The sequence below is a fragment of the Streptomyces sp. NPDC006510 genome (genome assembly GCF_040611955.1).
GTDB lineage: Bacteria > Actinomycetota > Actinomycetes > Streptomycetales > Streptomycetaceae > Streptomyces.
The window spans coordinates 1-11,454 of the sequence record NZ_JBEXPH010000179.1 but is presented as its reverse complement, the minus strand read 5'-3'; the positions used below and the strand labels follow the sequence as shown (position 1 = coordinate 11,454).

At 72.2% G+C, this 11,454-nt stretch carries 8 protein-coding genes and 1 pseudogene; 1 reads left to right on the top strand and 8 read right to left on the bottom strand.

What is annotated here, in order from left to right; translation table 11 throughout:
- Window positions 1-180: 180 nt before the first annotated feature.
- The 4 genes from ABZY11_RS35125 to ABZY11_RS35110 all read right to left on the bottom strand — a co-directional run bounded on the left by ABZY11_RS35125 (window position 181) and on the right by ABZY11_RS35110 (window position 3,772).
- Window positions 181-504, bottom strand: a complete 324-nt coding sequence (locus tag ABZY11_RS35125) for a hypothetical protein (RefSeq protein WP_356483055.1) — start codon at window positions 502-504, stop codon at window positions 181-183.
- Window positions 505-536: 32 nt separating this feature from the next.
- Complete coding sequence (locus tag ABZY11_RS35120; RefSeq protein WP_093549938.1) at window positions 537-905, bottom strand: WhiB family transcriptional regulator; 369 nt, start codon at window positions 903-905, stop codon at window positions 537-539.
- A gap of 173 nt (window positions 906-1,078) precedes the next feature.
- Entirely contained in the window at window positions 1,079-1,414 is a 336-nt protein-coding gene (locus ABZY11_RS35115) for a hypothetical protein (RefSeq protein WP_356483054.1), read from the bottom strand.
- 165 nt (window positions 1,415-1,579) lie between these two features.
- Window positions 1,580-3,772, bottom strand: coding sequence for an ATP-dependent DNA helicase UvrD2 (locus ABZY11_RS35110; RefSeq protein WP_356483053.1), 2,193 nt, complete (start codon window positions 3,770-3,772; stop codon window positions 1,580-1,582).
- Between the two features lie 265 nt (window positions 3,773-4,037).
- Between ABZY11_RS35110 and ABZY11_RS35105 the strand changes: the two genes are divergently transcribed.
- On the top strand, window positions 4,038-4,292 hold the full coding sequence (locus tag ABZY11_RS35105) for a mycoredoxin (RefSeq protein ID WP_356483052.1): 255 nt from the start codon (window positions 4,038-4,040) through the stop codon (window positions 4,290-4,292).
- Between the two features lie 75 nt (window positions 4,293-4,367).
- On the opposite strand, the gene nudC is transcribed toward ABZY11_RS35105, so the two are convergent.
- The 4 genes and pseudogenes from nudC to ABZY11_RS35085 all read right to left on the bottom strand — a co-directional run.
- Window positions 4,368-5,315 (bottom strand): NAD(+) diphosphatase, encoded by a 948-nt coding sequence (gene nudC, locus ABZY11_RS35100; protein ID WP_356483051.1) that lies wholly within the window; start codon window positions 5,313-5,315, stop codon window positions 4,368-4,370.
- A gap of 44 nt (window positions 5,316-5,359) precedes the next feature.
- A complete protein-coding gene (locus ABZY11_RS35095) occupies window positions 5,360-6,754 on the bottom strand; it encodes a dipeptidase (protein ID WP_356483050.1) in 1,395 nt (464 codons plus the stop codon).
- A gap of 52 nt (window positions 6,755-6,806) precedes the next feature.
- A complete protein-coding gene (locus ABZY11_RS35090) occupies window positions 6,807-10,250 on the bottom strand; it encodes a UvrD-helicase domain-containing protein (protein WP_356483049.1) in 3,444 nt (1,147 codons plus the stop codon).
- Between the two features lie 59 nt (window positions 10,251-10,309).
- Window positions 10,310-11,359 (bottom strand): annotated as a pseudogene (locus ABZY11_RS35085) (PD-(D/E)XK nuclease family protein); the annotation flags it as partial.
- Between the last annotated feature and the right edge of the window lie 95 nt (window positions 11,360-11,454).

Genomic DNA, 11,454 nt, shown 5'->3' with positions numbered 1-11,454 from the left:
CGGGGGGGCCCCGAACCCCCCCCCACCACCGCCACCCCCCCCCCCTCGCCCCCAACAACGGCCGCCCCGGGGGGCGGGCCGGTGGGCCCCGCCCCCGCGGAAGGGGTACTGACTATGGGTACTGACTGCCGGCGGGCAGAGCGGCTGTCCGTCGGCGGGTGCTGCTGGTGTTCGGCCTGACTAGTGCATGACCGCCATGGCCAGCGCTCGGCGGGCGCGCATCGAGGCGCGCTCGGCCCGACGCTGCATCCGGCGCGCGGTGACCAGGCGCACGGCCTGGCGCTGCGAGTCGGCCTCCCTCAGGCGGTCGTGCATATGAGCACGGGCCAGGGCTTCTGGGATGAGTTGCATCTCGCGGGTCCTGTTCTGACGCGAGTCGTTCGCGCCGATGATCGTGACGTTCGGTGTTGCGGAGCCGACGGGCTCATTGGTGGGGACGGACATTGCTGCCTGATTTCGGGGATCGTGGGTGTGGGGACGGTCGATGGTTCCGATGCGCTTCATGGGTTTGAGGGCCGTGACCCCCGGTCCGGCGGTCACGCCGCGACCGGGTTCTTGCGCGGACGGCCACGCGGCCGCTTGCGAGCGACGACGACGCCCTGGATGAAGAGCTCACCGCCCCAGACGCCCCACGGCTCGCGACGCTCCTTGGCGCCTGCGAGGCAGGCCTCGACGAGCGGGCAGGTACGGCAGAGGGACTTGGCGTACTCGACGTCGGCGGGCGACTCCGCGAAGAAGACCTCCGGGTCGTAGGAGCGGCACGGGACGGGCACGCCGAGGTTCTCGATGGCGTCGTCGAGCGCGGTGAGCGCAGTGAGGGGGATCAAGGTGGAGTCCTCCGTGAGGCCGGGCGGCGGGATCGTGTCGGAAGGCGGTACGGACGGGGCGTGCGCTTCGAGTTGCACGGTGGGTGGTGTCCTCGTCTGGTCGTTCCGGCCTGTTGGCCGGGTGGCGGCTGGTACCGGGTGTTGCTTGTCCCGAGGCTCCTTCGTGCTGTCTCGTCCGTTTGGACAAAACAAAAGGGCCGCGGATCCCGAGTGGGGTTCCGCGGCCCTGAAGGCGCCGGCCTGATGGTGGATCAGGCTGGATCACTCCAGGGTTCAGGCCCACGGAAGGCCCACATCGTGTGGTGCTGCGTCGTCTGCTTCTTGGCGCCGGATTCCGCTCCCGCACCGACGGCCGCAAAGGCATAGGCCTGGGCCTGTCCCTTCGCTACTGCTGCTGCCGGTGCCTGAGCCGGTCGCTCATTGCGCTCCCGCACGGGGAGGCTCGCCGGAGACAGCGGGCTGGCGACAGAGATGCCGGACAGACCGGTGCCACGGAGCGAGGACGCGGACGAGCAGGCGCGGCCGAGCGAGCAGGCGGAGACGACCGAAAGATCGGTCATTTTGCTGGTCTTGATGATGCTGATCACTTCAATCGCCTCCTCTCGGCGTCTCGGGCGGACCGGCGGGCCGGTCCTACGTATTCGGATAAGTACAGCACAGGACCAGGGCTTCAGAGAAGTCGCTGTTCCCGTGGTTAAGAACCTATGGTGATGACTGGGGCAGGCGCAAACTATTTTTTCGACGAGTTTTTCTCACACCTCGTCAGCTGCCTCACCCAGCACCTCCTCCACCGTCTCACCTGCGCAAATGGCCAGGACAGCGGTCCCGAACCGGCCCAACTTCCGCGCGCCGACCCCGGGGATCACCGCCAGTTCGCCCTCGCTGCCGGGTACGGCCTCGGCGATCGCCATCAGTGTCTTGTCGGTGAACACGCAGTACGCGGGCTGGCCGATCTCCTTCGCCCTGACCGCCCGCCAGTCGCGCAGCCGCTCGTACAGCGCCTCGTCCATGTCGGAGGGGCAGTCCTCGCAGCGCATCAGCTTCATCTCGCCGGCGTCGGTGAGGGTCTTGCCGCAGACACGGCACCGGGCAGGGCCGCGCCGGCTGCGCTTGGCGACCGGTCCCGGGCCCCGCTCGATCCCGCCGCCACCGGCCGCGCCGCGCGTGCCGAGCGGCACCGAGCCCGGACGCAGGCCGTTGAGGAAGTGGCTCGGGCGTCGTCCGGCGCGGCCGCCGGGCGAGCGGGAGAGCGACCACGACAACGAGAGGTGGAGGCGGGCCCGGGTGACGCCGACGTACAGCAGCCGGCGCTCCTCCTCGATCTGCTCGTCGGTCTTGGCGTAGGTGATCGGCATCATGCCCTCGGTCAGGCCGACCAGGAACACCGCGTCCCACTCCAGGCCCTTCGCCGAGTGGAGCGAGGCAAGGGTGACTCCCTGGACCGTGGGGGCGTGCTGGGCGGCGGCCCGCTCGTCGAGCTCCGCCACCAGGTCGGAGAGCGTCGCGCCCGGCCTGGCCCGTTCGAAGTCCTCGGCAAGCCGGACCAGGGCGGCCAGGGATTCCCAGCGGTCGCGCACCGCGCCCGAACCCGCGGGGGGCTCCGAGGTCCATCCCTTGGTGGAGAGCACCGCGCGCACTTCCGCGGGCAGACCCTCCGCGTCGTCGAGCAGCGAGTCGTTGCCTCCGGCACGGGCGGCGCCGCGCAGGGCGACGCCCGCCTCCCGTACCTCCGCCCGTTCGAAGAAGCGCTCCGCGCCCCGCAGCTGGTACGGCACGCCCGCGTCCGCCAGGGCCTGCTCGTAGACCTCGGACTGGGAGTTGACCCGGTAGAGCACGGCGATCTCGCCGGCCGGGACTCCCGCGGCGATCAGATCCCGGATCCGGCGGGCGGTGCCCTCGGCCTCCGAGGGCTCGTCCGCGTACTCCGTGTAGGCGGGCTCGGGGCCGGGCTCGCGCTGCGAGACCAGTTCGAGCCGGTGCTCCGCGGCGCGGCCGCGGGCCTGGCCGAGCAGCCCGTTGGCCAGATGGACGACCTGGGGGGTGGAGCGGTAGTCCCGGACCAGCTTGACCACGGTCGCGTTGGGGTGGCGGGTGCGGAAATTCAGCAGGTGGTCGGGGGTGGCTCCGGTGAAGGAGTAGATCGTCTGGCTGGCGTCGCCGACGACGCACAGGGTGTCCCGGTCGCCGAGCCAGAGGTCGAGCAGCCGCTGCTGGAGCGGGCTGACGTCCTGGTACTCGTCGACGACGAAGTGCTGGTACTGGCGGCGGACATGGTCGGCGATGTCGTGGCGGTCCTGGAGGATGGCGACGGTGAGCAGCAGCACGTCCTCGAAGTCGATCACCGAGCGGTCGCGCTTCAGCTCCTCGTACGTCGCGTAGATCTGGGAGATCTCGGCCGGATCGCGCGGGGCGTCGCGCTGGGTCTTCGCGACCACGGCCGGGTAGTCGGCGGGCACGGTCTGGGTGACCTTGGACCACTCGATCTCGCTGGTGACATCCCGCAGCTCGTTGCGGTCGAGCCGGATGCGGCAGCGGGCCGCGGCCTCGGCGACCAGCTGGACCTTGCGCTCAAGCAGCCGGGGCAGGTCGCCACCGACCGCTTTCGGCCAGAAGTACTGGAGCTGACGCAGGGCGGCGGAGTGGAACGTCCGTGCCTGGACCCCTCCCGCGCCGAGCTGGCGCAGCCGTCCGCGCATCTCACCGGCGGCCCGGTTGGTGAACGTGACGGCAAGCACACTGGTCGGCTGAAGTATTCCGGCGCGCACTCCGTACGCGATGCGATGGGTGATCGCACGCGTCTTGCCCGTACCGGCTCCGGCCAGCACACACACCGGGCCGTGCAGGGCCGTGGCGACCTCGCGCTGCTCGGGGTCCAGGCCGTCGAGCACGGCGTCGGCCGACTCGGGGACCTGCGGGAAAAGAGAGGAATGCGTTGCTGCTGTCACCCCGCCATGCTGCCAGGTCGGAAGAGGCGGGCGCGGAGGTTGTCCACAGGGGAGCCGTATCTGTCGTACTAATACGGGGGGACGGCCGTACTGGTGCGGGGGACGGCCCGGTGCGGGACGGTGGGCTGATACGGGGCGGTGGCGGGAATGGTGGTTGCCTCGCGTACGTTCCCTTTCCGTGCGGTGACGCACAGTCCACCTTCTCCGCGTGACGGATGAGACAGACGAGTCCGAGAAGACTGACGAGACAGAGGAGCGCCAAGACATGCAGGGCACTGTGACGATGTACAGCACCACGTGGTGCGGCTACTGCCGTCGGCTCAAGAGCCAGATGGACCGCGAGGGCATCGCGTACAACGAGATCAACATCGAGCAGGACCCGCAGTCCGCGGCCTTCGTCGAGAAGGCCAACGGGGGCAACCAGACCGTTCCCACCGTCCTGGTGGTCGGCTCCACGGGTGCCGAGGCCGTCATGACGAACCCGTCCCTGGCGCAGGTGAAGCAGGCGCTCGCCGCCTGATCCCGTCTCTTCCGCGGTACGAGGACGCCTCCTCCGGTCGAGCACCGGAGGGGGCGTTCCCGTACGGGTCCGGCGTCAGCCGACGCTGCCCGGCCTCGGGAGCGGCTTGCCGTACCAGAGCTCGATCAGGCGCGCCGCGATCGAGATGCCGAACGGGGGCAGGATCTCACCCGATTCGAAGGCGGCCTTGAGGTCCTCGCGGGAGAACCAGCGGGCCTCCTCGATCTCATCGCCGTCCACATTGATCTCGGACGAGGTGGCCCGTGCCATGAACCCGAGCATGAGGCTCGACGGGAACGGCCAGGGCTGGCTGGCGATGTACTCGACCTCGCCGACCGTGACCCCCGCCTCCTCGAACACCTCGCGCGCCACGGACTGCTCGATCGACTCCCCCGGCTCGACGAAGCCCGCGAGCGTCGAGAAGCGGCCCTCGGGCCAGTGCACCTGGCGGCCCAGCAGCGCGCGGTCCTGGTCGTCCGTCACTAGCATGATCACCGCGGGGTCGGTACGCGGGTAGTGCTCGGCTCCGCAGGCCTGGCAGCGGCGGATGTGGCCGGCCGCCGCGATGACCGTGCGCTCGCCGCAGCGGGAGCAGAAGCGGTGCAGGCGCTGCCAGTTCTCCAGGGCCACCGCGTGCACCATCAGGCCCGCGTCGCGCGGGCCGAGCAGCAGACCGGCCTCGCGCAGCCCGGCCGGGCGGGCCGGCTGGTCCATGCGGCCGGGCAGGGAGTCCTTCTGGAGCGCGAAGTAGCTGACGCCGTCCTCGTCGGTGCCGAGGAAGTAGCGGTGGGTCTCGGTGACCGGGGCCTCGAAGGCCGGGGTCATGACGATCTCCGTACCGCCGTCGGCGGTGTCGTCGATCAGCACCTGGCCGCCGGAGACGACGAACACGCGGGTGGTCGGGTGGCTCCAGGCGGCGGACAGCCAGGCCTCGTCGAGGCGGTGGTGCGCGGCGCGGTCGATGCCGCTGGGCGCGGTGAGACCGATGGGCCGGTCTGCGGTGGCGTTGTCGAAGGTGCTCACAGGTGCTTCCTACTCCCCCGGGATGGATCGGGTGTTCAGAGGATTCAGCGGAGTGCGGCGGCCAGTTCGCCCCACAGGTACGCGGTTGTCTCCACGCCCTTGAGCAGAAGGTCGAGCTCGACCTTCTCGTTGGGGGCGTGCCAGCCGTCGGACGGTACGGAGATGCCCAGGAAGAGAACGGGTGCGCCGAGCACGTCCTGGAGGTCGGCGGCGGGTCCCGAACCCCCTTCGCGGGTGAAGAGGATCTTCTGGCCGAAGGCCCGTCCCATGGCGCGGGCCACTGCCTGGAGGGCGGGGTGGTCCAGCGGGGTCAGACAGGGGCGGGTGGCCGGGGCGAAGCTGATCCGGTGCCCGACACCGGCCGGGACCTGTGCCTCGGCCCAGGCCCGGACCACCTGCTGGACGCGGTCGGGGTCCTGGCCGGCGACCAGCCGGAAGCTGATCTTCACCAGGGCGGAGGACGGGATGATCGTCTTGCTGCCGGCGCCCTGGTAGCCGCCGCCGATGCCGTTGACCTCGGCGGTGGGGCGGGCCCAGATGCGTTCCAGTGTGGAGTAGCCGGCCTCGCCCGATGCCGCGCGGGACTTGGCGGTGCGCAGCCAGGTGGCCTCGTCGAAGGGCAGCTCGGCGAAGAGCGCGCGCTCGGTGTCGGTGAGTTCGGCCACACCCTCGTAGAAACCGGGGATCGCGACCCGGCCGTCGGCGTCGTGCAGTGCGGCGACGAGCCGGGCGACGGCGGTCGCCGGGTTGGGGACCGCGCCGCCGAACGAACCGGAGTGGATGTCCTGCTCGGGGCCGGACAGCTCGATCTCGCACTCGGCGAGGCCGCGCATGCCCGTGCAGACGGTGGGGGTCGACTCGTCCCACATGCCGGTGTCGGAGACGATCACCGCGTCGGCGGTGAGCCGCTCGGCCCGCTCCTCGACCAGGGCGCGGAAGTTCGGCGAGCCGGACTCCTCCTCACCTTCGATCAGGAGCTTGAGGCTGACGGCGGGGGCGGTGCGGCCGGTGGCCGCGAGGTGGGCCCGGACGCCGAGGGTGTGGAAGAACACCTGCCCCTTGTCGTCGGCGGCGCCCCGCCCGTACATGCGGCCGTCGCGGATCACCGGCTCGAACGGGTCGGTGTCCCAGCCGTCCTCGCGGGCGGCGGGCTGCACGTCGTGGTGCCCGTAGACGAGGACGGTCGGGGCGTCCGGGTCGTCGGACGGCCAGTGGGCGAAGACCGCGGGGGCGCCGGGCGTCTCCCAGATCTCGGCGACCGGGAAGCCGGTCTCCTTGAGCTTGGCGGACAGCCACTCGGCGCTGTGCCGTACGTCCCCGTCGTGCTCCGGCTGGGCGGATACGGACGGGATGCGCAGCCAGGCGGCGAGGTCGTCCAGGAAGGCTGTGCGGTGCTGCTCGGTGTACGTACGGACGGCACTGTCCGGGGTGTCGCTCATGGCCTTGAGCCTAGTGCCTCGCCCAACGGGGTCTGTCGGTGCCGGGGAGGACCTACGCCGCGGGCGGTGGCTCGTCCAGCAGGATCCGCTCCAGCTCCGCCCGGCCCGGGAGGCGCTTGGGGTGGACGGTCTCCCCGCTGCGCACGTACAGGAAGGTGGCGGTGACGTCGGTGAGCGGCAGATCGTGCAGTTCGGCCCAGGCCAGGCGGTAGACCGCGAGCTGGAGGGGGTCGGCGGTGTTGGTGCGGGTGGTCTTCCAGTCGACGATCTCGTATGTGTCCCCGGTGCGGTACACCGCGTCGATGCGGCCCCGGATGACCCGGCCTGCCAGGGTGATCTGGAACGGCGTCTCGACGCGGTACGGGGTGCGGCGGGCGTACGGGGTGCGCTCGAAGGCCTCCTTGAGTGCGGCGAGGTCGCGCTCGTCGGCGATCTCGGCGTCGCTCCTGTCGCCGCCGGGCAGCTCGTCGGGCCCGAGCATGGGCAGCGGCAGCTCCTCGAAGCGGGACTCCACCCAGGCGTGGAAACGGGTGCCGCGGCGGGCCGCCGGCTGCGGTGGCCGCGGCATCGGGCGGGCCAGCTCCTGGGCGAAGCCGTCGGGGTCGTCGGCGAGGCGCAGCAGCTGGGTGGCGGAGAGCGATGCGGGTACGAGGACGTCGCGCACGGTGGCGCGGGCGCGGCGCAGTTCGCCGGTGAGGGCGTCGAGGTCGCGGTCCCAGGAGACGAGAGTGCGGGCTTCCTCGGGGGTGAGGCGGTGCTCCCGGGCGGGCTCGGGGGCGGGCTCGGGGGTGCGGGCCGCGGGAACGTGCGGCATGGGGGCGTGTGACGCGGAGGCGGCGGCCGGAGGGGGCTCCGTCGCCAGCGCGTCCCAGTCGTCGGCGTACGCCTCGTCGTCGGGGAACGGGGCGTCGTCGTAGGGGTCGACGTACGGCTCCGGGGCGTCGGGCAGCGCCTCGTACGCGGCCGGCACGCCCCCTGTCGTGGCCAGGGCCTCAAGGTGCGCCAGCACCGTGTCCGCGGCGGCCCGGCGGCGGGTCAGCGCGGTGGCGTCGAGGGGAAGTGGCCACGCCTGGTCGGCGGCCTCCGCGTCGAGCGCCGGGTTCTCCTCGTCCTCGGCCGGTTCGTCGGCCCAGACCTCGATCTCGCCGTGCCCGGCCGCGCAGTGCTCGTACAGCGCGTGCAGGAAGCTCGACGGGCCGCGCGGCTTCTTCTGGGACGGGCCCCACCAGTGGCCGGAGCCGAGCAGCAGGGTGCGGGGTCTGGTGAAGGTGACGTATCCCAGCCGGAGCTCCTCGGTGTGCTGGTGCTCCTTCATCTCCTCCTTGAACGCCTTGAGCCCCTTGGCGTCCCAGGAGTGGACATCGGGGAGGGTCGCCCGGTCCCCGCGCAGGGCGTGCGGGAGGACCTTGGACTGGGCGGTCCAGGCGTCGCGGGACTGGCCGCTGGGGAACTGGCCGGTGACCAGGCCGGGCACGGCGACGACGTCCCACTCCAGGCCCTTGGACTTGTGGGCGGTGAGGACCTTGACGGTGTTCTCGCCGCCGGGCAGGGCGTTGTCCAGGCCCTTCTCGTACTGGACGGCGGTGCGCAGGAAGCCGAGGAAGGCGAGGAGGGTGGCCTCGCCGTCGACGGCGGCGAAGCGGGCCGCGACGTCGAGGAAGTTGGCCAGGGTCTCGCGGCGGCGGGCGGCCAGGGCCTGTGGCGACGCGGAGAGCTCGACCTCCAGGCCGGTGGTGGAGAGGACCCGGTGCAGCACGTCCATCAGCGGATCGGCCAGCGAGCGGCGCAGGTCGCGCAGTTCGGCGGCGAGGCGGGCGAAGCGGATGCGGGCCTCGGCGGAGAACGGAAGTCCGTCGTCCACCTCCCCGCCCGCTTCGAGGAAGGTGTCCAGCGCATCGGCGAGCGAGATCACCTCGGCCGGGTCGATGCCCGCCACGGCCTCGGCGAGCCGGCGGTCGGGGTCGAAGTCCTCCTCGTCGCCGTGGGCCGCGCGGTGGACGAGGAGACGGGCCCGGCGGCCGAGCAGGGCCAGGTCACGGGGGCCGATCCGCCAGCGGGGGCCGGTGAGCAGCCGGACCAGGGAGGCGTTGGCGCCGGGGTCCTGGAGGACCTCGCAGACCGCGACGAGGTCGGCGACCTCGGGGAGGTGCAGCAGCCCGGACAGGCCGACGACCTCGACCGGGATGTCACGGGCCACCAGCGCGGCCTGGATCTCCGGGAAGTCGCCCGCGGTGCGGCACAGGACGGCGATCTCGCCGGGTGCCTTGCCGGTCCTCACCAGGTGGGCGATCGAGTCGGCGAGCCAGTCGATCTCCTCGGCGTGGGTACGGAGCAGCGCGCAGCGGACGATGCCGTCGCGCTCGGCGCCGGGGGCGGGGCGCAGTGCCTCGACGCCCTCGTGCATGGCACGCAGGGGTGCGGCGAGGCCGTTGGCGAGGTGCAGGAGCCGGCCGCCGCTGCGGCGGTTCTCGCTGAGGGAGTGGCGGGTGGCGGGGGTGCCGTCGGCGTGCGGGAAGTGGAGCGGGAAGTCGTCGAGGTTGGCGACGGAGGCGCCGCGCCAGCCGTAGATCGCCTGGCAGGGGTCACCGACGGCGGTGACGGCGTGCCCGGTCCGTCCCTCGGGGCCGCTGCCGAAGAGGGCGGAGAGCAGCAGGCGCTGGGCGACGGAGGTGTCCTGGTACTCGTCGAGCAGCACGACCCGGAATTCGTCGCGCAGGATCGTGCCGACCTCGGGGCGGGTGAGCGCCAGCTCGGCGGAGAGCGCGATCTGGTCGCCGAAGTCGAGGAGGTCCCGGCTCTTCTTGGCCTCGCGGTAGCGCCGGGTCAGCTGGAGCAGTTCGCGGCGGGCCTCGGCGGTCTCGGGAATGCGGCGCAGCTCGGCGTTGCTGAGCCGGGCCGATTCGAGCGCGTGCAGGAGGCCGGTGTCGTACTCGGCGAGCCGTTCGGGGCGTACGAGGTGCTCGGCGAGCTCGGCGTCGAGGGCCAGCAGATCGCTGACCAGTGTGGGGAACGACCTGGTCAGGGCCGGGTAGGGGCCAGGGGCCTCGCGCAGTACGCGGGCGGCGAGCTGGTAGCGGGTGGCGTCGGCGAGGAGGCGGGTGGTGGGTTCGAGTCCGATGCGCAGCCCGTGTTCGGTGAGGAGCCGGCCGGCGAACGCGTGGTACGTGGAGATGCTGGGCTCGCCCGGGGGGTTGTCCGGGTCGATGGCGTCCGGATCGGTGACCCCGGCCGCGATCAGGGCCTTGCGGACGCGCTCGGCGAGCTCACCGGCCGCCTTGTTGGTGAACGTGAGTCCGAGGACCTGCTCCGGCGCGACCTGCCCGGTGCCCACCAGCCACACCACGCGCGCCGCCATCACCGTGGTCTTCCCGGACCCGGCTCCGGCCACGATCACCTGCGGGGCCGGCGGCGCGGTGATGCACGCCGTCTGCTCCGGGGTGAACGGGATCCCGAGGAGCTCCTTGAGCTGCTCGGGATCGGTGATACGTGAGGACACCCGGAGAGGCTAACCGGACGCACTGACAACGCGCGGATCACCGCTTGCCCGCACCCCGCTCACTCCAGGACGTGGCGGCCCTCCGGCTGTGCGCTGCACGAGGCGCGGAAGGCGCAGTGCGTGCATTGCTGGCCGGTCGTGGGGGTGAAGCGTTCGTCCAGGACCCGGCCGGCGGCGGTGGCCAGCAGGTCGGAGACCCATTCACCGGTGAGCGGTTCCTGCGCCTGCACCTTGGGCAGGGCGTCGCCGCCCTCCTTCTTGGCGGCGGGCCGGCGCAGCTGTACGAGTTCGGCGCCGCCGGGCTCGGGGCGGCGGCCGTCGAAGACCTCGTCGACCGCGCCTTCCCGGACGGCCAGCTGGTACACGGCGAGCTGGGGGTGGCGGGCGACCTCGTCCCTGGTCGGGGACTGCTTGCCGGTCTTGAAGTCGACGACGTAGGCCCGGCCCTCGGCGTCCTGTTCGACGCGGTCCATGGAGCCCCGGATGCGCACCTCGTACTCCCCGGCCTCCAGCGTCACGTCGAAGTCGTGCTCGCTCGCGGCGGGGGTGCGGCCGGTGCGGTCCATGACGTGCCAGCGCAGGAAGCGTTCCAGGGCGGCGCGGGCCTGTTCCTTCTCCTGCCGGGACTTCCAGGGGGCGTCGAAGACGAGACCGTCCCAGACCGAGTCCAGCCGCTCCATCAGGACGGCGAGATCGGCGGGGGTACGTCCGGAGGCCACCTCGTCGGCGAGTACGTGGACGACGTTGCCGAAGCCCTGGGCCGCCGACGCCGGGGCGTCCGCCTTCACCTCGCGGCCGAGGAACCACTGGAGCGCGCACGTGTTGGCGAGCTGGTCGAGCGCGCTGCCGGAGAGGGCCACGGGCTGGTCCCGGTCGCGGAGCGGGACGGCGGAGCGGGTCGGTTCGTACAGGCCCCACCAGCGGTAGGGATGGGCCGCGGGTACGAGCGGCTGGCCCTCGTCGTCGGTGAGCGCGGCGAGGCGGGCGAGGCGGCGGGCGGCTTCCTCGCGCAGGGCGTCGGAAGCCTCGGGGTCGACGGTGGTGGCGCGGAGCTCGGCGACGAGCGCGGCGACGGCGAGCGGGCGGCGCGGGCGGCCGGTGACGTCGCGGAGTTCGGCGAGCCTCCCTCCTCGGCCTGACCTGGGACAACATCCGCGCCCGCATCACCCGCAAGGGCATCCCCGACCAGGCCATGACCGCCGTC

Excerpts from the sequence above, each read along its gene's own strand:
- ABZY11_RS35105 (WP_356483052.1), top strand. The coding sequence starts at position 4,038 with ATGCAGGGCACTGTGACGATGTACAGCACCACGTGGTGCGGCTACTGC.
- ABZY11_RS35125 (WP_356483055.1), bottom strand. The coding sequence starts at position 504 with ATGAAGCGCATCGGAACCATCGACCGTCCCCACACCCACGATCCCCGA.
- ABZY11_RS35095 (WP_356483050.1), bottom strand. The coding sequence starts at position 6,754 with ATGAGCGACACCCCGGACAGTGCCGTCCGTACGTACACCGAGCAGCAC.